Origin of the sequence: Bacillus sp. ISO11, assembly GCF_003458115.1 — a bacterium.
Taxonomy (GTDB): Bacteria; Bacillota; Bacilli; order Bacillales; family Bacillaceae_G; genus Bacillus_A; species Bacillus_A cereus.
On the sequence record NZ_QXCO01000014.1, the window covers coordinates 118,125 to 143,649 of the forward strand.

The window sequence follows — 25,525 nt, forward strand, 5'->3', positions numbered from 1 at the left end:
TCTCTCTATTCCTTTCTTTACCAAAGATGCATATTCTCCCTTGAAATGAAAAACATATATAGCAGAATATCTCTTTTAGGGGGCTTACCATGAAATTCATTACTTTTTTCGTCGGATTAATTGTTGTTTTCTTGCTCGCTTATATTGCTAGCAATAATAAGAAGCATATTAAATTTAAACCAATTTTTATCATGCTTATTATACAGTTAATTTTAACCTATTTACTATTAAATACAGAAATCGGCCTCATACTTATTAGAATCATTTCCAGTTTGTTTACAAAGCTACTCGAGTATGCTGCTAATGGAATAAATTTCGTATTTGGTGGTCTTGCAAATAAAGGTGAAATGCCATTTTTCCTTACTGTATTATTACCAATCGTCTTTATTTCTGTTTTAATTGGTATATTACAACATTTCAAAATACTACCATTTTTCATTCGTTGGATCGGGTACTTTCTTAGTAAAATAAATGGTCTTGGGAAATTAGAATCTTACAACGCTATCGCTTCTGCCATTGTCGGCCAATCAGAAGTTTTTATTACAGTGAAAAAGCAATTAGCTCAAATTCCAAAACACCGTCTTTATACACTTTGTGCCTCCGCTATGTCAACCGTATCTATGTCTATCGTAGGTGCCTATATGACAATGATTGAACCTAAGTATGTAGTAACTGCACTCGTTCTCAATTTATTTAGCGGTTTTATTATCGTACTCATCATTAACCCTTACGACGTTAAAGATGACGAAGATATTTTAGAAATCAAAGGTGAAAAACAAAGCTTTTTTGAAATGCTTGGAGAATATATTCTTGATGGTTTTCGTGTAGCCATTGTTGTCGGCGCTATGCTCATCGGATTTGTCGCATTAATTAGTTGTATTAATGACTTGTTCCTCATTATATTCGGTATTACGTTCCAACAATTAATTGGCTACGTATTTGCACCTATCGCATTCCTTATCGGTGTACCAAGCTCTGAAATTGTAGCAGCTGGTAGCATTATGGCAACGAAGCTTGTAACGAATGAATTTGTCGCAATGATGGACCTTAGTAAAATTTCTAATAGCCTTTCTCCCCGTACAGTTGGTATTATTTCTGTTTTCCTTGTATCTTTTGCCAATTTTTCTTCCATTGGTATTATTTCAGGTGCGGTAAAAGGACTAAACGAAGAACAAGGAAACGTTGTTGCGAGGTTTGGCCTTAAATTACTATATGGAGCTACTCTCGTTAGTATTTTATCTGCAATTATCGTAAGCATTATGTTGTAATTAGGTAAAATTTTATCATTTTCTTATCCCTATCTTTTGTATACAATAACGAATAGGTGTCTTATAAAGTGAAACTTTAATCAGAGTGGGGCTATCCCCACTCTGATTATTAGCCTTCATCAATCGGGGATTTACGGGCAGTTATCTCCCACCTAACTTCATTGTATTCACTGGACTTTGAGGTGGGCGTTTTACTGCTCGTTAATACGGGATAAATAATCAAGACATCTATTTTTTATACATGTACAATCGCTTTTATTTAGCGTAAAATATTTTTTATGTGTTTGAATACACTTCTAAATGTATACACTTTGATAGTTTTAAAGGAGAAAAAATGATGAAATCCGACACGAACAACGATACGCGAGCCAAAAAAGGACGCTCAAAGAAAAAACGCCTACTTTGGTTCCTTCTTATTCCATTACTAATTGTAGCACTTGGAGCAGGAGGCTACTCCTTCCATATATACAGTAAAGCAAAGTCCGTCTTAAATAATGCTTATGCTGAACTAGGTCGAGGAGAAAAGTCCAGTAAACGTGAAAAAGCTGTTAAACCTATGACCGACAACATTTCCGTACTAATTATGGGTGTTGATGAAAGTGATATTAGGGAAAAAGATTATGGAAAAGCAACTCGAACAGATGCGTTATTACTTGCAACAATTAATAAAAACGATAAATCCGTTAAACTTGTAAGCATTCCACGTGACTCACGCGTCTACATTAAATCACGTGATAAATACGATAAAATCACACATGCGCACGTATTCGGTGGTGTAGACAGCACAATTGATACGGTAGAGAACTTTTTAGATGTTCCAGTTGATTATTATGTAAAATTCAATTTTAAATCCTTTATTAAAATTGTTGATTCTCTTGGTGGCATTACTGTGGACGTTCCAGTTGAATTCACAGAGCAAAATAGTAAAGATGAAGCAGATGCAATTCATCTAAAAAAAGGACGTCAACATTTAAATGGAGAAGAGGCACTGGCACTAGCTAGAACTCGTCACATCGATAGTGATTATATGCGTGGCCAACGACAACAGCTTGTATTAGAGGCCATTGCTGAAAAGGCACTATCTCTTAATTCCATTAATAAAATCGGTGGCCTACTAGACGCTGTCGATAAAGACTTAAAAACCAATTTAACTTTTGATGATATGATGACAATTACAAAAAATTCAATGGATTCAAATTTAAAGATGGAAAAAATGCAAGTAGAAGGTACAGATAAATATATAGGTGGTATTTATTATTACGTGCCAAATGAAAAAAGCGTCGATACTATTTCAACTACCCTTCAAAAACATCTCGGTGTTACGAATAAAAATGAACATAAAAAATTATAATAAAAAGGCTGCTAGATCATTCTAGACAGCCTTTTTATTATATTTTTCAACATATTTTTCATACACATTGTGACAAGAAGTGACAATTATTACAGCGATGTAACATTTTTTATGAAAACATTACACACACAGTGAAAATAATAGTATACTAGTACGTACATAATGTTATTTTCATCATTTTTATACAAAAAATGTAATACATATATTTATACATAAATTTCTGGGGGGAAATAAATGAAGCTAAGTAAAATACTGATTGGTTCTGCAATTGCTGGGGGCATATTACTTTGTGTAGGCGGTGTTGGGGGATATCAATATGTATCCAAATTAAATAATCAATTAGATACTACTGCATTACCAAATACTACATTTGAAGGTATTTCTCTCGATGGAAAAAATAAGAAAGATATTCAAGCAATTATTAATCAAAGGGTAACTGAATTAGATCAAAAATCCCTTACCTACATATTCCAAAACGATAAACAAACTTACACATGGAAAGATTTAGGGGTAAATTATAAAGAGAAAGATATTATTGACAAAATCTTCAAAGAACAAGAAGGAAACGTAATGAATCGTTACAAAATGCGCAAGCAAGCTGAAAACGGTGAATTAAAACGTGACTATAAATTAACACCACAATTAAATGCAACAGCTTATGAAACCTTTATAAAAGATAAATATAATGAAACATTAAAAAATCCTGTTAATGCAGAATTAAGCATTGAAGGCTCAACAGTAAATGTTAGTCAAAGCCAAAACGGAGAAAAAATTGATAAAGGAAAACTAAACAGTTTAACAAACGAAGCTATTACTACTGGTAAATCAGATGTTACATTGCCAGTTACATTCATAAAACCAGAACGTTCTACAGAAGATATACAGAAAATGGGTATTAAAGAAGTCATTGCTGAATATTCTACCCCAATGGCTGGCCGTAACGGAAATCAATCATTTAACGTAAATAAGTCAGCTAATACTTTAAGTGGGGTTATTGTGGCACCTGATGAAACATTTAGTTTTAACGGCCGCGTTGGCGTAACTGATGCTGCACATGGTTACAAATCTGCAGCAGTATATTCACAAGGTAAAGTAATACAAAGTGCAGGCGGAGGAGTTTGCCAAGTCAGTAGTACTTTATACAGCGCAGCTTTAAGGGCTGATTTAGGAATTGTTTCTCGAAGCAATCATTCTATGCCAGTAAATTATTTACCACTTGGGCAAGATGCAGCAGTAGCAGATTATGGTCCAGATTTAAAATTTAAAAATAATACAGGCAATCATATTTATATTCAAGCATTTTCAAATGGAGGTAGTATTACTACACGCATTTTCGGTACAAATACTGGTAAAAATGTTGAAGTTTCTTCTCAAGTAATTAGTAGGACTAGTGATAAAATCACAGCGGTTACGTATAAAAAAGTGACACAAAACGGGGAAGTAATATCAAATGGACAAATTTCAAAAAGTGTATATAAAAGCGCCCCAAAAGAATAGATAATATCAACCGAATAACATAAAAAAAAAGGCGTGATTAAATCACGCCTTTTTCTTTTGCAGTAATAGTAAAAAAGTTTCAAGATGGTCTTTCGTTTCTTCTAAAGACCACATACGATTTCCTTGCTTCGCAGCTAATACACACGCCTCTTCCCACGCGTTCTTTTTCTTCATATTTATTAATTCATCACGTAATTTCAAAACAATTTCTTCGTCTTCTTGTTCAATAAACTCTTCCATCACGCTTACTATTTCATCCTCATGAATACTTAACGTACAGTACGATTTAAGAAAGTATTGTAATGTCATATACATAATGTACTCCCCCTTCTTATTTATCAGATGGATAAGAAGTAATAATCTTAAACCCTAATTCCCCTGACTTATCTCTTGCTAAAACAGTAACAGTTTTTACCAACTTGTCTTTTACACTCATATTTTTCTTTATTACCGTTTTTCCAACAGGGAATGAATGAGTTGTATTTACTACGAGACGAGCCTCTTTAGAATTTTTTAACCAATCTTGAATTTCCTTGTCATGTTGCTTCAAGCTATCTTTTACAGCTTTCGTCGCTGTTTCTTTATCATAGTATGTACTTGCGGCTGACACTTTATCTGTCTTCAAGCGATTCTTCAAATCCTCTTCTGACTTGCCTACATGTCTTTCAATCGTATGACCATTTTTAGGTGGTCCTTCCATTTCATCTAAAATATTATCACTAATTTTTTCTACCGATGTAGCTTGATTACCTGTCTGTTTCTCTGTTTTTTGTTCTTTTCCTGCACATCCACTTAAGATCAGCATTAATGCCAATAAACTACTGAAGAAAAGACTACTTATTCGTTTCATCATATCACCTCTTCCATGATTATTATCGCAACTTCACTAAAAGTCAATTTCACAACGAAAAAAGCTATCAGTTTTCATTTTTTTCATCTATTTTTCCATATTTACCCGCGCAATTTCATCAACCCTCTATTTTTCGCCTTTTATAATATATACCCCCTATATTTTATAATTATTTCCCGAATAAAATCACCAATAATATAATTATAAAACCCTTTTATAAAAAGGGTTTTATACTGTTTTTCAAAACGATTTAAAATACCCCTATTTTTATATACCTAATACCTATATAAGGTATCAGGACCCCTTCTTATCAACGTTTTTCTACATTATGTAAATTTTCCCTTGCCTATACAATCGAAATATGGTGTAATGCAAAAAAAGATAAAGGATTTTAAACAATGGCTGAAACGATTCAAAATTTCTTAACAGAATACTATTCAATCGCAATTCCACTTAGTATCTTAATTAACATCATCATTAGTCTTTTAGGTGTTATTCCTAGCATCTTTTTAACCGCCATTAATATACAGCTCTTCGGTGTAACAAATGGCACAATCATTTCGATCACAGGTGAGGCCTTAGGGGCTATTATCTCGTTTTATATTTACCGCCTGGGCCTTCAAAAGTTCACTCACGATAAAGTAAATAAGTACCCAAAGGTAGAGCGTCTTCTTTATGTAGAAGGTAGAGAGGCCTTTCTACTCGTTCTATCGTTTCGATTGATACCTTTCATCCCATCAAGTATCGTGACTTTATTTGCAGCTCTAGGGAAAATGTCATTACTCTCCTTCAGTATTGCCAGTACAATAGGTAAAATACCGGCCTTATTGATTGAAGTATATTCGGCATACCAAGTCATGAACGGAACAAATGAAGCGAAGTGGGTTGTAACAATCGCAGGCGTTATTGGATTGTTTTATTTGTGGAAAAAATGGAGAAAAAAATAAAGAAGGAGCCTATGCTCCTTCTTTATTTTTGAGGTATTTTATTACTAGCTCTTCCTTAAAGCCTTAGTTTACACCAACAGCACTAAATGATTGCTTAACTGCTGCTACTTCAGCAGAATTTGCACCATATAAGTCTGCAGCAGCTTGTACTGCACCAGCACGAGCTTGACTAAATGTAGTAGATTGCGTGAAATACTGTGTATTTGCACGGTAGTAAATCGCACCTAATTTATCTTTACCGATACCAGTTACAGTTACACCATAATGCGTACCACCATTTGCTAATAAATAAGCTTGTTTATTAATAATGCCGCTGTTTGTATGAACACCACCGTTATCACTTGAACCAGTGTAACGCTTAGAATAATGGTCTGGATCACCATACTTCGTAGGATCACTCATAGAGCGAAGTGCGTCTCCTGCTTTACCAGGTGTGTAAATATCTTCACCAATCTCCCAATCCGGGTTACGGTTATCATAGAATTCTACTAAAGTACCAAAGATATCAGAAATCGCTTCATTTAAAGCCCCAGATTCATTTTGATAAATTAGATTTGAACTATTTTCCGTAACAGCATGCGTTAACTCGTGACCAATTACATCAATTCCACCAGATAATGAAGTAAACGTTACACCATCACCATCTCCGTATACCATCTGTGATCCGTTCCAGAATGCATTGTTATAATTACTTCCGTAATGAACTGTCGATTTTAACGGTGCTCCTGCATCATTAATAGAATTTCTATTAAACGTAGCTTTATAGTAATCATATGTTTTACCTGCATAGTAATGAGCATCTACTGCTGCTGCATCATACGCTGCATTGAAAACATTATCTACATCTGCCCATAATGTTCCTGGTAATGTTGAACGGTTTTTCGCATCATATGTGAAAATCGTTGCCCCGCGTGTATTATCTTGTAAGTAGTAAGATGATCCAGATAACGTTGTATTAAGCGACTTCGTATCTCCTAATACACCTTTACCAGTTCCTACTTTATTCGTTCCTGTTACAGGCTTTACAACAGCTTTCGCATCCTGTTTAGGAGCCTCTTGCTTAACTGGTGACTTATCATCATTCGTCACATGATCAATTGTATTAAACTTATTTAATACTTTACCGCTGTCTGCCTCAATGAAATAGTAGTAGTTTCCTGGGCTTGGATCTAAGAAGTTTAGATTTACAACATATGCATATGTTGTTTCCTCACCGTTTTGATATACATATAAGTCCGCTTTTGGTTCTACTTCATATTTCGGTGTTACCCCTAAATCTTGCTGCGCGATTTCAATTGCTTTTGCGCCTTCAATCTTATTTTTATTTTTCAACTTTTCATTTTTGTCTAAATCAGGTGCAACTGTTCCAGACAATACTTTTAAAGAACCGTCTTTACTTACGTGAGCTACTTGAGTAGAACCCCATACAGGCACTCCTTCGTAAACTTGTTGCATACGTACTACTGTTGAATCAGTTACAGCATCTTTCTTCACTTGTTTCACTTTGAAAGAATCTTGTGCACTCTTTTCCCCTAGCTTGTAATCACCTTTTGCTGCGTTTAAGTAATCAAACACAACAGATTCTGCTTTCTTGCCAGTTGCTTCAGTTAGATCACCAGAAATAAACTCAGGTGACTGCACCGTCTCATTGTACTTCTTCGTAGAGAGCACATTTTTAGAATCCGCAAATGCAGAGCCTGTCCCTCCAAACGTTGTAACTGCCATTCCTGTCGCTAACACTAATGCTAAACTTTTCTTTTTCATGAACCTTCCCCCTAATAAAAATTTTTTTGAAAAAGAGTAGTTTCATATTAGCATTATGTTTCCACTATTAATATACTAAAAATTCAAATAATTTTTTTCTCAAGTTTTGTAGAATTTTGAGGAACAAATATTGAAAAACCCCTTTCCTGTTGGAAAGGGGTTTCTGTTAAGAATTTATTAATTCTACTACTTTTTCTCCTTGACCATAAATATCCGATGTCCAAGCATATTGCGGTTCCAATACCACTAATACAGCTACCAAAGCCAAAGCACCAATAATTATTTTTTTCATATTATTTTCCTCCCTTTTCTTCTAATAAATTAATTGCTAATTTATAGTAGTTATTACTTTCCTTAAATTCTAGTAATTCCTCGTGATATCCTGCTAGTTCTAAATACACCATTTTTAATTCCTTTTTATTTTCTTCGCCTCTAAAAAATGGGATTGCCTCAACTTCTAAAAATCTTTTATAAACATCTTTCGTTTCAAAGTATTTATTCTTAAGCATTGAAAGTATATATAGCATACTTTTATACTTTTCATCCCTCTTGGCAACATCTATCCCTTTATTAATCCAATCTTTCGCTTCTTCAAATTCTTTTAATTCAATACACTGCAAAGCAATCTCATACACTGCATCAATATAATTTAAATCCTCTTCCTTTTTGTACTTTAGGCATTGTAAATAATAATCTTTTGCTTTTGCATAATCTTTTAAGTTATAGTACAAAAAGCCTAAATTATTTAAAGCAATAGCTGTTATACTTTCTTTATCAGCAAAAGAATTTGCTTCCCTCAAAATATTATTATAAATAGATAGTGCTTCATTATATTGCTTTTTTTGTATATAACTCAACGCAATAAGTAACTGGCAATTTATCACATAACGGAATTTATATTCATTCTTAAATCCTTCCATTGCTACATTAGCAAAATGTAAAGTCATATGTTCAACTTCTAATTCATTATAAACAAGAGCTAAATTGAAATATATTCCATTCTCATGATAACCTTGTTCCTTTGCCATTACTTCTGTTCGAGTCAAATACTCCAATGCCTTCTTATATCTATGTTGTAAAAAATAATATAACCCTTTGCTATACGTATATAATAATTTTTGGAATGGTGAATACTTTTTGTACATCTTCTTTAAGCTCTCTAACTCTTTTTCGACAGCAGGAAAATCCCTTTTCATAATTAAATAACGTGTATACAGCAGTTTATAATAATTTATAATTTCAAAATCCAACACATGCTTCATTTCACCTTGCAACTCTTCATATATACGTTCTACTTGTTGCTTGTCTAAATGAACTAGTGCATTCAACCATTCATCCAGCTTCCCCTTCACATCTTCTTCTACATCCCTCAAATCCGTCACGGCAATTTCTAATCTTGCGCAGAGCAATTGTAGAATTTCTTCTGATGCTTCAATCTTTCCATTTTCAATCTTACTTAAGTATGAGACAGAACAAATGCCCTGACATAATTCTTCTTGTGTCATTTTTTGCTGTAGCCGTTTATAAAAGACTTGTTTGCCTATTTTTTCTAATGTTTGTTGCATTGTCCTCCTCCATTCTCATTACCCCCATTACTCTAATAATACATAAAATTTGGAGAAATATAAATTGATAAATATAAATTTTCTAAAAAATATGCATAATTTCATTTTTTTCTCTCTTGACTTCACATCAATATCTCTTCTTTGCTACGAATGGTGAAAAATTGGTATACTATAACCAAATTATGGAGGTGTTCTCGCGATGACTCATTATAAAGACGATAGTTATGCCTTACATACAGACCTATATCAAATCAACATGGCTTATACATATTGGAAAGATGGTATTCATAATCGCCGTTCTGTTTTTGATTTATATTTTCGAAAGCTTCCATTTGAGAACGGCTACGCTGTTTTTGCTGGCCTTGAGAAAATTGTAGAGTACATAGAAAATTTCAGTTTTACTGAAAGCGATATCGCTTATTTAGCAGAATTACAATTTGAAGAAGAATTCCTTCATTATTTACAAAATATGAAATTCACTGGGACGATTCGCAGTATGCAAGAAGGCGAAGTTGTATTTAATAACGAACCTTTATTACGTGTTGATGCACCACTTGGTGAAGCACAAATTATTGAGACTGCCCTCTTAAATATTGTGAATTACCAAACATTAATTGCCACAAAAGCAGCACGTATGAAACATGCTGCAAGTAATGATGAGCTTTTAGAGTTCGGCACAAGACGTGCCCATGAGTTCGATGCTGCCCTTTGGGGGACGCGTGCTGCCTTTATTGGTGGTTTCTCCTCTACAAGCAACGTTCGTGCTGGGAAACGCTTTGGGATTCCTGTAGCTGGCACACACGCTCACTCTTTCGTTCAAGCATATCGCGATGAATACGTCGCGTTTAAAAAATACGCTGAAACTCATAAAAAGTGCGTCTTTCTCGTTGATACATATGACACATTGAAATCTGGTGTTCCAAATGCGATTCGTGTTGCAAAAGAATTTGGGGATCGTATTGATTTCTATGGCATACGTCTTGATAGTGGTGATATGGCTTATTTATCGAAAAAGGCACGAAAACTATTAGATGAAGCAGGGTTTACAAATACAAAAATTATCGCTTCTAGCGATTTAGATGAATACACAATTATGCACCTTAAATCTCAAGGAGCAAAAATTGACGTATGGGGCGTTGGGACAAAATTAATTACGTCCTTTGAGCAACCTGCATTGGGGGCTGTTTACAAACTAGTTGCGATTGAAGATACTGACGGAAAATTAAATGATACGATTAAAATTTCATCTAACCCTGAAAAAATTACCACTCCAGGACTGAAACGAATTTATCGTATTATCAATCGGGTAAACGATCATGCAGAAGGCGATTATATTGCATTAGATTCTGAAGAACCTGGAAAAGAAGAGCGCTTAAAAATGTTCCATCCAGTTCACACATATATAAGTAAATTCGTAACAAACTTTGAAGCCCGTGAACTGCATAAAGATATTTTCGTTAACGGTGAAAGAACATATGAACTACCAAGTATATTAGATATTCAAAAATATAATGAACAGAGTCTCTCTCTATTTTGGGAAGAATATATGCGAACTTTAAATCCTGAAGAATACCCTGTCGATTTAAGCCAAGAGTGCTGGGATCATAAAATGAATTACATTCAAACAGTTCGAGAACAAGTCGAAAAAAACATACAAAAGTAAACAGAGAAGTTTCCCCTTCTCTGTTTTTTCAATACTATATGGATATTTGTAAAAAATATATTAAAAGAATAAGACGAATGTATTTTATTTGTAAATTTCAATATAACGCTATTTAAAAGTAAAATAATATTTGGTATTATTTTATTGAGTCAATTTCAACAAAATCACCAATAAAAAAGAGGACGCGGGTCGCGTCCTCTTTTTTATAAATCTTTCACTCTTAATACACGCATTGCATTTAACACTGCAAGTAGTGTCACACCAACATCTGAGAAAACAGCTTCCCACATTGTTGCAATACCAAAAGCACCAAGTAATAAAACGATCCCTTTTACACCTAGAGCAAAGATGATATTTTGCCACACTATACTTCTTGTACGTTTTGCAATTTTTACAGCTGTCGCAATTTTTGAAGGCTCATCAGTCATAATAACGATGTCTGCCGCTTCAATTGCTGCATCTGATCCTAAACCACCCATCGCAATACCAACGTCTGCACGGGCTAATACTGGTGTATCGTTAATACCGTCACCAACGAAGGCAATTTTTTCTTTTCCGTGCTTCGCTGCATCAATTTTTTCAATCTCTTCTACTTTTTGTTGTGGTAGTAATTCCGCACGAACTTCATCTAAGCCTAATTCTTTACCGACAGCTTCACCAACTGGTTTTGCATCACCAGTTAACATTACTGTCTTTTTAATACCTAGTTCTTTTAACTTTTGAATCGCTTGTTTCGAATCCTCTTTTACCTCATCAGAGATAACAATATAACCTGCATATCTTCCATCTACAGCAACGTGAACTAATGTACCTACTGTTTCTGGTTGCTTAAATTCAATATTTTCTTTTCTCATTAATTTTGCATTACCTGCAAAAATTTCTTTTCCTTGTACTTTTACGACTGTACCGTGACCAGAAATTTCGTTATAATCATCGATTATTTTTTCATCAATTGATTTTCCATATGCCTTTCGAATAGATTGGGCAATTGGATGGTTAGAATATACTTCAGCAAATGCCGCATACTCTAATAACTCTTCACTTGTAGTACCTTCGCTCGGTTCCATTTTTGTAACTTTGAAAACACCTTTTGTTAATGTTCCTGTTTTGTCAAAAACAATATATTTTACATCATTTAAAGCTTCTAAATAGTTACTACCTTTTACTAACACACCACTTTTAGATGCACCACCGATACCTCCAAAGAATCCAAGAGGAATGGATACAACTAACGCACATGGACAAGAGATTACTAAGAACACTAAAGCTCTATAAATCCACTCAGAGAATGTAGCTCCTTCTAAAATAAGTGGTGGAATAAACGCCATGATCGCCGCTGTAATAACTACAACTGGAGTGTAGTAACGTGCAAACTTCGTAATAAAGTTTTCCGTTGGTGCTTTTTTACTGCTTGCATTTTGAACTAAATCTAAAATTTTCGATACAGTGGATTCACCGAATTCTTTTGTAACTTCAATTGTCAACACACCATTTTGGTTCACAAAGCCACTTAATACATCATTTCCAACTTCTACTTCACGTGGTACAGATTCACCTGTTAATGCTGAAGTATCTACCATTGATGTTCCTTCAATTACTTTTCCGTCTAACGGCACTTTCTCACCTGGCTTAACGATAATATAATCGCCAATTTGTACATCTTCTGGTGATACTTGCTTCGTTTCATTTCCAACCTTTACATTCGCATAATCAGGACGAATATCCATTAATGAAGTAATTGATTTTCGGGAGCGGTTTACCGCAATACTTTGGAATAGTTCTCCTACTTGATAAAATAGCATTACTGCTACAGCTTCAGAATATTGTTGAATTGCAAAAGCTCCTACAGTTGCAATTGCCATTAAGAAGTTTTCATCAAATACTTGGCCACGAGTTATGTTTCTTATCGCTCTCCAAACGATATCTCCACCTATTAATAAATAAGCAAGGACGAATAACGGAATTGTTACCATTTGTGGTAAGCCCGCTAATGCAGCAATTGCTGTCAAAATTCCGCCGACCACTAATCTCCCTACCATCTTTTTCACATTTGCTTCACCATGATCGTGACTATGTCCGTGGTCATGACCGTTCTTCTCTTCACGAACAACTTTCACATCTGGTTCTAACTTTTGAACGACATTTGTTATATTTGCTACAGTCGCTTCTAGTTCTCTTTTATTCGCAACTTCTACTCGTAATTTCTTCGATACGAAATCAACAGTTGCTTCTGAGACAGCTGGCATTTCCTTCACTTTATTTTCAATTTTCATTGCACAGTTCGCGCAATCTAAACCTTCTAATATAAATACTTCTTTAGCAATTTTATTTTTTTGTTCTTCTTGAACTTTAATATGCGGTTCTAATTTTGTAACGAGTTGTTTTGCTTCCGTAACAACTTCGTTTTCTTTATTTTGTGCTGTTTCTAAGATCATTGTCTTTGTTGCGAAGTTTACAGAACAAGAATTTACTCCTTCTATATTCCCAACACCTTTTTCAATTTTCATTGCACAGTTCGCACAATCTAAACCTTCTAACATCAGTTTCTTTTTCACCAATGCTTCAGCCATCGTTCTCCCTCCTCGCGTTCTTTTATTCTTCTTCGTTTACGTGTTCAAACGCTTGCTCGAAGATATGAATTACGTGCTGGTCAGCTAACGAATAATAAACAACCTTTCCTTCTTTACGATTCTTCACAAGTTTCGCTTGCTTTAACACACGAAGCTGATGCGAAATAGATGATTGTGTCATTCCTAATAAATAAGCTAAATCACAAACGCACATTTCAGCTTCAAATAGCGCATGTAATATTCTCGTACGTGTACGGTCACCTAATACTTTAAATAGTTCTGCTACTTTACTTAAACTTTCATCAGTTGGAATTGTTTGTTTTACTTGCTCTACAACTTCTTCATGAATTATCGTTTGAGAACATGTCTCTTGTGGTGTTTCTACTTTATTTCCAGCCATTATAGCTCACCTCTTTAATTGAACATATGAACAATCATTCATATATCTTATACTCTTATTATATGAGTGCCCACTCATATGTGTCAATGAAATCTGAATTTTTTTTTATGAACATTCCGTTCACATTTTAATAAGTCGTATACATATTTTCCGCACTCTCTATATTCTCATACAAAAAAGGATGCACAATTCGCACACCCCTTTTTACTTACTTTTCATTTTTCACCGCATCCACAATTAAAGAAACAAATCCTAAATGATTATCCCGATTTCTATGGTCAAAACGTTTCGAACGATAAATAAATCCATCTTTCTCATTCCAATCATTATAGTGAAACTTACCATTCTCATCACAGTATTCTAAGAGCCTTACTTGAAAACCTGCTGATTCAAACATGGACGTGATTGTTTTATAGCTATGAACAATTTTATGACTTGCTGCAGGATGATCTAATGGACCAGGTCCACCTACTTGTACCCCTTGCTGATATTCTTCATCTGGAAAAAATGCATCTGGTACTGCACAACGAATATATCCATTCTCCATTAAAAACTCATAACAAATTTTTGCAGCTTCAATTCCTTCTTCATATGATAAATGCTCCCATACATGTTCTGCCAAAATTACTGATAAAGAATTAGGTTGAAATTTATCAAGCCAAGTTTCTCTCCGTAATAAATTTAATTCTTCTTCATTCGTATGTAACCAACCAGGGTTATTATTATAACCCTCTGCTCCAACAACAACTTTTGCTTCTTCCATTTCGCTCCCACCCTTTTTTCATATTCCGACAGAAAAATTCGACAAAATAATATACATTCCCTTTATTTCAACAAAAGAAAAAGCCTTGCGCGCTCCCTAGACGCACAAGGCTTACTGTGTTTATATCCCTTTAATTAGCTTGTTCTAAATTATCCTGCGAACTTCCATCGTCTTTTAAATGACTATGTTTTTTCGAATAAACAAAGTATACAACTACTCCGATTGCTAACCAAGCACCGAAGTACATCCATGTTTTTAATGGTAGGTTTACCATTAAGAATAGACAACATGCAATTGAAATAATCGGCAAGATCGGTACAAGTGGTACCATAAATCCACGTTGTAATTTTGGATGTGTTTTACGAAGAATAATAACTGACACACCAACCATCGCAAATGTTAACAACGCTCCAATATTCGCTAAATTCGACAATTCTTTCAAATCGATAAATCCAGCAATTAAAGCACTACCAATTCCTGTTAACCAAACTGTAAATGTTGGTGCTTCTGTCTTTTTATTAATTTTCGCGAAAGATTCTGGCAATAAACCGTCACGGCTCATAGCGAAGAATACACGTGTCGTTGCATAAATGTAAGCAAAAATTACTGCCATAATACCAATTACAGCTCCAATTGCGATTATACCAGCTACTTTATCTTGTCCTACAACTTCTAACACATACGCCATCGCTTCCGGTACATCTAGCTCTTTATATGAAACCATACCCGTCATAACGAGACAAACTACAACATAAATGATTGTACAAATGACTAACGAAGCGATAATACCAATCGGTAGATCACGTTGCGGATTTTTTACTTCTTCAGCAGAAGTTGCTAATGCATCAAATCCTAAGAAAGCAAAGAATACTGCTGCTCCCCCCGCGAAAACTCCACTTAAACCATACGGTGCAAATGGTATCCAGTTTTCTGGTTTCACGTAGAATACACCAACTGCAATGAATAAAACAACGATACCAATTTTAATTAATACCATTATGTTATTCACTCGTTTACTTTCTTTCGTACCTCTTGATAATAACCAAGTTATAACTAATGTAACGATAACTGCTGGTAAATTCACTATACCACCTTGAGACGGAATCGTTAGCAGTGCTTTTGGAATTTCAAGCCCTAATCCACTCACTAAGTTATGGAAGTAACCAGTCCATCCGCCAGCTACTGCGGCAGTCGTTACAACATATACGGATAGTAATGTCCATCCCATTAAATGAGCTACAAACTCACCAATTGTTGCATATGAGTATGTGTACACACTACCTGAAACAGGAAGTGTAGAAGCAACCTCTGCGTAACATAATGCTGCAAATCCACAAACGATGGCTGCAATCATGAATGAAAAAATAACTGCTGGACCAGCATCTCTTGCTGCTACTAATCCAGTTAATACTAGAACTCCTGTACCAATTATCGCACCAATCCCTAGCATTGTTAGGTCAAATGCCCCTAGCGTTTTCGTCAAAGTTTTACTTTTACTTTCCCCTAACAATTGCGTAACGGATTTCTTTTTAAATAGGTTGGCCACGATGTATGCCCCCTTTTGCCAAGAAGAGCTAAGAGATCTTCACTCTTAGCTCTTCTCATGTTGTTTTATATATTGTTCGATTTTGTTTTGTATAATGCTTCTATTAGCAAGATACTGTTTCTGCTTCTAATAATTCTTTAGCACCTTTGTACTCTACACCGTGAGCTTCTGCAACTGCTTCGAATGTTACATAGCCATCTAATGTGTTAATACCTTTTAGTAATGCAGTGTTACCTAGGCAAGCTTCTTTGTAGCCTTTGTTAGCAATTTGTACTGCATATGGTACTGTTACGTTTGTTAATGCAAGAGTTGATGTACGTGGAACCGCACCTGGCATGTTTGCAACTGCATAATGAACAACGCCGTGTTTTTCATAAGTTGGGTTATCATGAGTTGTAATACGATCAGTTGTTTCGAAAATACCACCTTGGTCAATCGCGATATCTACAACAACAGAACCTGGTTCCATTGATTTAATCATTTCTTCTGTTACAAGTTTTGGAGCTTTTGCACCTGGGATTAATACTGCACCGATTACAAGATCAGACTCTTTAACAGCTTCTGCAATATTGTAAGGATTAGACATTAAAGTTTTTACTTGGTTTCCGAAAATGTCATCTAATTGACGAAGACGTTCTGCACTTAAGTCGATGATTGTTACATCCGCACCTAGTCCAACTGCAATTTTAGCAGCATTTGTACCAGCTTGTCCACCACCGATGATTGTTACTTTACCACGTTTAACCCCTGGAACACCTGCAAGTAAGATACCTTTACCGCCTTTGTTTTTCTCAAGGAATTGTGCACCAATTTGTGCAGCCATACGACCAGCTACTTCACTCATAGGTGCAAGTAATGGTAATGAACGGTTTTCTAATTGTACTGTTTCATATGCGATAGAAACAACTTTTTTCTCGATTAAAGCTTTTGTTAATTCTGGCTCTGGAGCTAAGTGTAAGTATGTGAATAAGATTAAGCCTTCACTGAAGTGTTTGTATTCGCTTTCAATTGGTTCCTTAACTTTCATAACCATTTCCATGTTCCAAGCTTCTTCAGCTGTATCAACAATTTTTGCTCCCGCTTCAACATACTGAGCGTCTGTGAAACCAGACCCTAAACCTGCACCCTTTTGAATGAATACTTCGTGATTGTTACGAATTAAATGTACAACACCTGCTGGTGTCATTGCCACACGGTTTTCGTTGTTTTTAATTTCTGCTGGTACCCCAATACGCATAATGAAATGCCCCCTTATAATTAACAGAAAAAAGAGATTCTTTTTTCTTTTTGTAATAATTAATAACTTATGTCCTTATTCTAGCATAACTTAAAAGTTATGAAAACGCTAACATACCATTTTCCTAAAGTTTTTATATTTAGAATAGTGTAAATATATAAAACATTGATTCTATTAGGGGTTTCGTGTCATTTCATTATCTTTCACTCTATTTTTATTATACTGCTTCAAAATAAACAGCAATCATTTATTATTTGACAATAATGTAACAATGTAAGAAACCTAAGCGATAACGTATACATATACAGTTATTACTTTACTCAATACTTTAGAGATATATTCTTTTCACAAAAAAAACAGCTGCTAGCATTTAGCCAGCAGCTGGGTAACTTATAAATAACTTAGAAAATAAATCATCTGTCGTTTCAGTAATTTTATCAAACAGATCACTTTCTTCCGCTTCTTGCTCTTTTAACATCTTAATTGTTTCACGTGCATCTTCAGGGTAATCGGTTATGATACCATCTACGTTCAACTTATAATATGCCTTTAAATTTTCCATATCATTTACTGTCCATACGTAAATTGGTTTGTTTAACTTCCTTGCTTCTTTTACTAATTTCTTATTTAACATATATTCTTCTGCTACGTAAAAGTCAGCCTTCACATTCTTTAAGTTAGCTCTACTTGCATACAATATATACCCTACTTTTATATCTGGATTTGCACGCTTAAACTCTTTAATAAGTGGATAGTGTAACGTTTGAATTACACATTGCTTCTCAAATTCATTATCTTTAATCGTTTTTAAGACTTTGTTTACAAAATCTTTTTCGCCCCCATGAAGCTTCACTTCTATATTAAGTTTGATTTTGCCATTTGCTAGCTTAATGATTTCATCAAGTGTACTTATTTGTCCTGAAAGTCCATCTTGACTAAGGGTAAGTTGCCTTAACTCCGCCATCGTTAAATCTGACACATGCACATTGGCATTTGCGAGACGTTTCAGCTTCAAATCATGTATAACCGCTAGTTCACCGTCTTTCGTTTGTAATACATCTATTTCAGCGTAGTCTGCTTTTGCATCAATAGCACCTTGCACAGCTTCTTTCGTATTTTCTACGCCTTTTGATATATACCCGCGGTGCGCCATAATAATCGGTTCTTTATACGAATTTGAAATAAACGTTACAATGAAGGCAACGACCATTCCGGCAGTAATAATTCCTACAATGTATACGCCAATGAATTTCCAACGATGTTTTTGAAAAAAACATTTATCTGCTTTCGTTTTCGAATAATCTAATCCTTCTTCTAATAAAACATCCTCAACCGGTACCTTTTGTAAGTATAATCGCGTAATCGCCATAATATAAAATGGCGTCACGATAAAGCTGAATAAATACAATGTGCTCGTTAAAAATACAGAAATCGTTGATTCAGCTAATAATGCAAATGTTCCTTTCGGGTTTGTAAATTCATAAACACCCCATAGGCACAATAAATATATTCCCAAAAACACGACATATACAATTCCAATTGAAATAAAAAATCCTACTAAAAAGAATAGTACTTTAAAAAAGCTTTCCTTTACTAAAGTTGCACTTTTACGTGCTGCCACGCGAAATGGTTTTTGCTCTAAAACAACAATAGGTAGAACGAAAATCCATCGAAGATTCAAATACGCGACTACAGCAAAGAACGTGTAATAACCAACTTGTCCCATCGTTGTCTTAAACAGTTCTCCTGTAATAAAGTTAGGAATTTGAATTTGCGGGATTAATGCCGTTTCATATCCCATATTTAAAAGAGGCAACAATACGACAGCATATAAAATAAATCCTGGTAAGCAATATGTGAAAAGAGTAGGTAAATACGTTACCGTTTTATATAAAATCGGACGTAATTTCACCTTCTGTCTTTTATGAGCGAAATACGAAATAATAATAAGCACCGCAAATTCTGTAAAGATAAGAAACAGTGCTAACAATGATAAAATTACGATTGCTAAGATCCCATAAGGCGTCTTTAAAAACGCTAATAATTCATCATTTGTCGCATTTGCATAACCACCAAAATACAATAACTTATTAAAAATGATTCCAAATAGTGGAACAAACACAATCGCTGCTAATAATTTATAAGCAAGTTGAAAAGTTAATACATTCCAAAAAGCAAATTTAACTGTTTGAAAGGAATGTCCTATTACTCCTGGTATAGATAGTTTTTTACGGTGTTGCATATATTCCTCCACATTCTAAAACGATATTTGAGATGGATTCCATATTTCCAGTTCTAATCCATCTTTTTAATAATAATATATTCCGCTTAACATGAACACTCTTATACATATAATGAAAAAAGTGATGGCTACTTCCCATCACTTTTTCATTTATTCTATTTTTTCTCTAGCCCTTGTCCAAATGCTTTCAAGAAGCTAAAACCGAATGTAATAGCTCTATTGATATCTGGATCTTTTAATACTTTAAAGAAATCCATCACTTTTGTTTTTTTACCACTATTTAATTCATCTGTTGCAAATTGCAATCCTGTAACTAAACTGGACGTAATTTGCTTCGTTATTTCTGGGTCAACTGAAGATAACGCTTCTCCTGCCCCCATCATATTGTTGAGTGCATTTTTAACTGGTTCACGATTTAATTGCTCCACAGCGATTTTTGAAACATCTTCCTTCGCAGCAAGTAAACTAATCGCTGCATCTAATATACCAGCCTTCTGCAACTGTGCTAAAAGCTGCATCGTTTCTTCTACTGCTTCACGATTATTAGATAGCTCATTTAGAAGTTCATCTGCTAATTGCTGTTTCTGTTCTTCCTCTGTTACAACTTTCTTTTTAATTATAGTAATTTCTTTCGCCACTATCTCCGCCCCCTAGTCCACAAGTGATACGTATTGTTTTCTTTGCCATTTTTGCTCGATTTCAACACCGTTTTGCGGATTACGCTTTTTATCTCTCGGGTTTGAAGATGGTAACGGACGATTCCCTTTTTCACGTAATACACGCATCTTTACCATCGTTTGTTTATACGCTGGTGTACACGTATAAAGATCTGTCGCCGTTCCAGTTAAAATATTGATTGCCTCTTCATTTACCGTTGCATGCATCGGTAAATATAGCTCTTTCCCCGTTACACGATCTGTAACAAGTGCCTGTACTTTAATTTTCCCAAATGGTGATGCTAATTCTACAAGGCCACCATCTTTCACATTGCGCTCTAGGGCAAGTTCAGGCGAGATTTCAACGAACACTTCAGATACTTTAGATAAAATACCAGCCGATTTATTCGTCATATTCCCTTCGTGGAAATGTTCTAACATACGACCATTATTTAAAAGTAAATCATACTCATCTGGTGCTACAACTGGTGGTACCCATTCATCTAATGATAGACGAGCTAGTTTATCTGGGAAGTTAAATCCGTCCACATATAATAGTGGTGTATCGCTACCATCATGGCTACCCCAACATAAACTATTCCATCCTTCTAAACGATCGTATGTTGCCTGAGAATATAAAGGTGCAAGCGATGCAATTTCATCCATGATTTCACTTGGATTTTCATAATTCCAGTCCCCGCCAAGTGCACGAGCTACTTTTTGTAAAATCCACCAGTCTGGCTTTGAATCACCAAGCGGCTTCAATACTTCATATAATCTTTGAATACGGCGCTCTGTATTCGTAAATGTTCCCTCTTTTTCTAAGCTTGGTGCTGCCGGTAAAATAACATCAGCAAAACGAGCTGTTTTCGATAAGAACATATCTTGAACAACAAGGAAATCTAAATTCGCTAAAATATGTTGTACATGGTTGGCATTCGAATCTACTAAAGCCATTTCTTCACCCATAACATACATACCACGCAGTTTTCCTTCATCTGCCGCAAGTAACATTGCAATATTATTTAAGCCTGGTGCTTTCGGAATTGTAGTACCGTATGCTTTTTCAAATTTCGCACGGAGCGCATCATCTGAAACTGCTTGGTAACCTGGAAGCCAGTTTGGTAATGTTGCCATATCACAAGCGCCTTGTACGTTATTATGTCCGCGTAATGGGTATGCTCCTGCACCAGGACGACGATAGTTACCCGTAACAAGCAATAGATTTGAAATTGCTGCTGAAGTTGTACTTCCTCCAGTATTTTGAGTTACACCCATTCCCCAAAGTACACAAGTACCATCTGCTTCATATACCATACGAGCCATTTCTTTCAGATTTTCTTTCGAAATCCCCGTAATTTCTGCTGTATAATCAAGCGTATACTTTTCTACCATTTTGCTATATTCATCAAAATTCTTCACATTTTCAGCTATGAACTTTTTATCGTGCCAATCTTGATCAATAATATATTTCGTAATACCAGCGAGCCATACGTAATCAGTTCCTTGGCGCGGATGAATGAATAAATCCGCACGCTCTGCCATTTCATGTTTACGAAGGTCCGCCACAATTAATTTTTGGTCATTTAGTTTATGAGCACGTTTTACACGCGTTGCAAGTACAGGGTGTCCTTCTGTTGGATTTGCTCCAACGATAATGACAAGGCCTGCTTCCGCAATATCTTTCACTGTTCCAGCGTCCCCGCCCATACCGACAGTTTTAAATAAACCGTCTGTTGCTGGAGATTGACAATAACGGGAACAATTGTCTACATTATTCGTTCCATATATTTGACGGGCTAGTTTTTGCATAAGATAATTTTCTTCATTCGTTACTTTCGAAGAAGAAATAAATCCAAATGCATCACTTCCATATTCTGATTTAATATGCTGCATATTGGATGCAACAACTTCCAGAGCCTCTTCCCATGAAGCTTCAACAAACGTATCTCCTTGGCGAATTAATGGCTTTGTAATACGATCTTCACTGTTTACAAAATCCCATCCAAATTTGCCTTTTACACATGTGGAAATACCGTTAACCGGCGCATCTGAAACAGGCTGCACTTTCAAAATGTGGCGGTCTTTCGTCCATACTTCAAATGAACAACCTACACCACAAAATGTACAAACTGTTTTTGTTTTATTCACTTTCGTCTTACGCATCGCAGCCTCTACTTCTGAAACTGCTAAAATACTACTATATCCCGGCTCTACATCCTTTACAAAATCAATCATCGGATCTAACACATCCGGTTTCAATCCTGTCATGAATCCAGCTTCACCCAGCATTGTTTTTTCCATTAACGCATTACATGGACATACTGTTACACACTGCCCACAACTTACACAAGATGAGTCATTTATACTTACACCATTGTCCCATATAACACGTGGACGGTCTAAGCTCCAATCAATCGATATAGTTTCATTCACTTGTAAGTTTTGACATACTTCTACACACTGCCCACAAGCAATACATTGATTTGGATCATATCGATAAAATGGATGTGACATATCCACTTCACACGCACTTACTTTTGGCTCATACGGATATTTCTGTTCCTCAATTCCCATCATATGTACTGTATTATGGACTTTACAGTTACCATTATTGTTATCACAAACGGTACAATACAATAGATGATTTTCTAATATTCGATCCATTGCCTCAGTCTGTGCCTCTTTTGCACGCTGGGACTGTCTTTCGATATGCATACCGTTCTCTAATTTCGTTGAACAAGCACGCAATAACTTTCCATTTACTTCTACAATACACGTATCACAAGTTTGAATTGGATCTACTTCTGGTACATGACAAATTTGAGGATGTTCCAAATTACTCTCGTTAAATAATTGTAGTATCGTCTTTTCACCTGATGCAGAAAATTCTTTACCATCGACGGTTACACGGACTGTCTGTTCTGCCATAGTTTCCCCTCTCCTTACAACCAACTGTACAACACAATTATGAATCCGTTTTCAAAATCGCATTACTGTACATATTTTTGAAACGCTCTACCCAAATACTTTCTTATGAAGTCGATTCTAGATGTTATAAGGTATAACTACGAAAGCTTGAAAATATCACTATTCTACAGTTCTATTATATCGTACATATACAATAATAACCAAAATAATCTGTGATCTTCTTTTTAATAGGTGTTTTTATTTTTTCCATTGTTTTATGATAAATGTGGGAGAGAAATACATATAAAAGGGGAATTAAATATGGGGCCTACGCAAGAGACTTATACAATTGTACGTTATCAATCTGGTACATTTTCAAAACAACTTGATGAGATTGTTACAGAATCTCCTATTACTATTAAATTGAATGGTGAAGAATATGTAACAGTCGTATGCACACCAAATTATATTGAAGATATGGTAATTGGTTTTTTAATTTCTGAGGGGATTATTTCTTCCTATAAAGATGTTGAAGAACTATGGGTTCAAAAAGATAACGGAATTGTCCATGTAAAATCATCAAAAGTGAATCCGCTCTATCAAACTTTATATAATAAACGATACATCACTTCTTGCTGCGGAAAAGGTAGACAAGGTTTTATTTTCGTAAACGACGCAGCAAAAGCAAAAGACTTACATGATATACATGTAAAAATTACTCCTGAAGAATGCTTTCATTTAATGAATACCTTGCAACAATCTTCTACTACATTTCGCCAAACTGGCGGTGTTCACAATACCGCGCTATGTGATCGAAACAATATCCTCCTATCAAGAATGGATATTGGAAGACATAATGCATTAGATAAAATATATGGTCATTGTTTGCGTAACGATATATCCATTAAAGGAAAAATCATCGCATTTAGCGGACGTATTTCATCCGAAATTTTACTCAAAGTTTCAAAAATCGGATGTGAAATTGTTCTATCTAAATCCGCTCCAACAAAACTGGCATTGCAACTTGCCCATGATTTAGGCATTACAGTCGTAGGGTTTATTAGAAATGAATCTTGTAATATTTACACACATCCAAAACGAATTGATGGCTATCAATCCAATGTTTAAAAAATAACTCCTCAATCGAGGAGTTATTTTAGTTATAAAAATGTAACATATTAAACACTTGAATAGTTAACAAAGTTAATATATAATTTCATTACATAATTAAAACAAAACATTGTAGCATATATCTTTTCATTCTTTTACAAATTAAAAGAGAATACTAACAAAACATATACTCAATCTTATAAAAGTAATGGATTTATTTGAAATCCACCAAGGAGGTTACAACTATGGAAATTCGCTTATTAACAACAGAGGACGCAGAAATATATTTAAAAGTTTGTATGGAAGGTTTAACGAAGAATCCGGAAGCTTTTAGCTCTTCTTATGAAGATGTTCTTAAACATGAAAATCCTGTGGCTGCTATGGCTAAACGATTAAGCAATCCGGATAAGTATACTCTAGGTGTCTTCAAAGATAATGATTTAATTGGTATCGCTACTTTAGAAACAAAACCATTTATTAAACAAGAACATAAAGCAAAAATTGGCTCCGTTTTTGTTTCTCCAAAAGCACGTGGTCTCGGAGCAGGACGAGCTCTAATTAAAGCAATTATTGAAAATGCCGATAAATTACATGTAGAACAACTTATGCTCGATGTTGTAGTTGGTAACGATGGTGCAAAAAAATTATATGAGTCATTAGGTTTCCAAACTTACGGCGTACAAGAGCGTTCATTAAAACATAACGGTCAATATTGGGACGAGGAACATATGGTTCTGTTCTTAAATGATTAATACTTCAATATAAAGTGAAACTTTACTCAGTGGGTGATTTTTCCATCCCCTACTGAGTATTAGCTGAACCAATCGGGCTTTTGCGGGGTAGTTTTCCAAAAACATCTTTCTTAATAAGAAAGATGTTTTTTTGCATTACAACAATGTAATCTTCATGTCACCTTTATCGATCGTACCAATCCTTACCATTCATTATACTAAAAATATAAAGTGAAACTTTACTCAGTGGGGAACTACATCCCACGCTGATCGCATGTACTTGATATGTAGAGGAGAATGTGACATGAAACAAAACAAACTAGCTATGCTTTTAATATTTACTACAGCAATTGTAACTTCTGGGTTAGCAATTTTACCTTGGTTTATCATATAGGAATACTCCCCTAACAATGAAAAAAGCTGATTGCTTCTTAAGAAGCAATCAGCTTTTTTTA

The 25,525-nt window shown here is 35.0% G+C and carries 20 protein-coding genes; 7 read left to right on the forward strand and 13 right to left on the reverse strand.

Annotation, left to right across the window (positions count from 1 at the left end; translation table 11 throughout):
* Window positions 1-89: 89 nt before the first annotated feature.
* The 3 genes from D1166_RS16500 (at window position 90) to D1166_RS16510 (ending at window position 4,116) form a co-directional block, all read left to right on the forward strand.
* The gene (locus D1166_RS16500; RefSeq protein ID WP_000668870.1) at window positions 90-1,268 is read left to right on the forward strand and encodes a NupC/NupG family nucleoside CNT transporter; all 1,179 of its coding nucleotides are present in this window, start codon (window positions 90-92) and stop codon (window positions 1,266-1,268) included.
* 334 nt (window positions 1,269-1,602) lie between these two features.
* Window positions 1,603-2,619, forward strand: coding sequence for an LCP family protein (locus tag D1166_RS16505; protein WP_001986019.1), 1,017 nt, complete (start codon window positions 1,603-1,605; stop codon window positions 2,617-2,619).
* Window positions 2,620-2,853: 234 nt separating this feature from the next.
* Window positions 2,854-4,116: a VanW family protein gene (locus D1166_RS16510; protein WP_000777362.1), complete on the forward strand. Its 1,263-nt coding sequence runs from the start codon at window positions 2,854-2,856 to the stop codon at window positions 4,114-4,116.
* 42 nt (window positions 4,117-4,158) lie between these two features.
* Here D1166_RS16510 and D1166_RS16515 read toward each other — a convergent pair whose 3' ends face one another.
* Window positions 4,159-4,431 (reverse strand): hypothetical protein, encoded by a 273-nt coding sequence (locus D1166_RS16515; protein ID WP_000282019.1) that lies wholly within the window; start codon window positions 4,429-4,431, stop codon window positions 4,159-4,161.
* Window positions 4,432-4,447: 16 nt separating this feature from the next.
* Window positions 4,448-4,966: an RNase A-like domain-containing lipoprotein gene (locus D1166_RS16520; RefSeq protein WP_000822695.1), complete on the reverse strand. Its 519-nt coding sequence runs from the start codon at window positions 4,964-4,966 to the stop codon at window positions 4,448-4,450.
* Between the two features lie 398 nt (window positions 4,967-5,364).
* Between D1166_RS16520 and D1166_RS16525 the strand changes: the two genes are divergently transcribed.
* Window positions 5,365-5,913 (forward strand): TVP38/TMEM64 family protein, encoded by a 549-nt coding sequence (locus D1166_RS16525; protein WP_044584122.1) that lies wholly within the window; start codon window positions 5,365-5,367, stop codon window positions 5,911-5,913.
* 63 nt (window positions 5,914-5,976) lie between these two features.
* On the opposite strand, the gene D1166_RS16530 is transcribed toward D1166_RS16525, so the two are convergent.
* From D1166_RS16530 to D1166_RS16535, 3 genes are all read right to left on the reverse strand, one after another.
* Window positions 5,977-7,677 carry a M4 family metallopeptidase gene (locus D1166_RS16530; protein WP_097855844.1) on the reverse strand — a complete coding sequence of 567 codons (1,701 nt, stop codon included), beginning with the start codon at window positions 7,675-7,677 and terminating at the stop codon, window positions 5,977-5,979.
* Window positions 7,678-7,843: 166 nt separating this feature from the next.
* On the reverse strand, window positions 7,844-7,969 hold the full coding sequence (locus D1166_RS31075; protein WP_000720172.1) for an NprX family peptide pheromone: 126 nt from the start codon (window positions 7,967-7,969) through the stop codon (window positions 7,844-7,846).
* A 1-nt stretch (window position 7,970) separates the two neighbouring features.
* A complete protein-coding gene (locus D1166_RS16535) occupies window positions 7,971-9,242 on the reverse strand; it encodes a helix-turn-helix domain-containing protein (RefSeq protein ID WP_001187937.1) in 1,272 nt (423 codons plus the stop codon).
* A gap of 199 nt (window positions 9,243-9,441) precedes the next feature.
* Here D1166_RS16535 and D1166_RS16540 point away from each other — a divergent pair, with 199 nt between their 5' ends.
* On the forward strand, window positions 9,442-10,905 hold the full coding sequence (locus D1166_RS16540; RefSeq protein ID WP_000150184.1) for a nicotinate phosphoribosyltransferase: 1,464 nt from the start codon (window positions 9,442-9,444) through the stop codon (window positions 10,903-10,905).
* Window positions 10,906-11,108: 203 nt separating this feature from the next.
* Here D1166_RS16540 and D1166_RS16545 read toward each other — a convergent pair whose 3' ends face one another.
* From D1166_RS16545 to fdhF, 8 genes are all read right to left on the reverse strand, one after another.
* Window positions 11,109-13,475: a heavy metal translocating P-type ATPase gene (locus tag D1166_RS16545; protein WP_000796562.1), complete on the reverse strand. Its 2,367-nt coding sequence runs from the start codon at window positions 13,473-13,475 to the stop codon at window positions 11,109-11,111.
* Window positions 13,476-13,497: 22 nt separating this feature from the next.
* The gene (locus D1166_RS16550) at window positions 13,498-13,875 is read right to left on the reverse strand and encodes an ArsR/SmtB family transcription factor (protein WP_000918378.1); all 378 of its coding nucleotides are present in this window, start codon (window positions 13,873-13,875) and stop codon (window positions 13,498-13,500) included.
* Between the two features lie 208 nt (window positions 13,876-14,083).
* A complete protein-coding gene (locus D1166_RS16555; RefSeq protein WP_000390572.1) occupies window positions 14,084-14,638 on the reverse strand; it encodes a class I SAM-dependent methyltransferase in 555 nt (184 codons plus the stop codon).
* 130 nt (window positions 14,639-14,768) lie between these two features.
* The gene (locus tag D1166_RS16560) at window positions 14,769-16,184 is read right to left on the reverse strand and encodes an amino acid permease (RefSeq protein ID WP_001284887.1); all 1,416 of its coding nucleotides are present in this window, start codon (window positions 16,182-16,184) and stop codon (window positions 14,769-14,771) included.
* Window positions 16,185-16,287: 103 nt separating this feature from the next.
* Window positions 16,288-17,421, reverse strand: a complete 1,134-nt coding sequence (gene ald, locus D1166_RS16565) for an alanine dehydrogenase (protein ID WP_001219744.1) — start codon at window positions 17,419-17,421, stop codon at window positions 16,288-16,290.
* A 370-nt stretch (window positions 17,422-17,791) separates the two neighbouring features.
* On the reverse strand, window positions 17,792-19,663 hold the full coding sequence (locus D1166_RS16570; protein ID WP_001164700.1) for a glycerophosphodiester phosphodiesterase: 1,872 nt from the start codon (window positions 19,661-19,663) through the stop codon (window positions 17,792-17,794).
* A 155-nt stretch (window positions 19,664-19,818) separates the two neighbouring features.
* Window positions 19,819-20,301, reverse strand: coding sequence for a helical membrane plugin domain-containing protein (locus D1166_RS16575; RefSeq protein WP_001040507.1), 483 nt, complete (start codon window positions 20,299-20,301; stop codon window positions 19,819-19,821).
* 12 nt (window positions 20,302-20,313) lie between these two features.
* Entirely contained in the window at window positions 20,314-23,250 is a 2,937-nt protein-coding gene (gene fdhF / locus D1166_RS16580; RefSeq protein ID WP_097855846.1) for a formate dehydrogenase subunit alpha, read from the reverse strand.
* Between the two features lie 300 nt (window positions 23,251-23,550).
* Here fdhF and fdhD point away from each other — a divergent pair, with 300 nt between their 5' ends.
* Entirely contained in the window at window positions 23,551-24,357 is an 807-nt protein-coding gene (fdhD, locus tag D1166_RS16585) for a formate dehydrogenase accessory sulfurtransferase FdhD (protein ID WP_000529230.1), read from the forward strand.
* A gap of 227 nt (window positions 24,358-24,584) precedes the next feature.
* A complete protein-coding gene (locus D1166_RS16590; protein WP_087964836.1) occupies window positions 24,585-25,091 on the forward strand; it encodes a GNAT family N-acetyltransferase in 507 nt (168 codons plus the stop codon).
* Window positions 25,092-25,525: the final 434 nt, after the last annotated feature.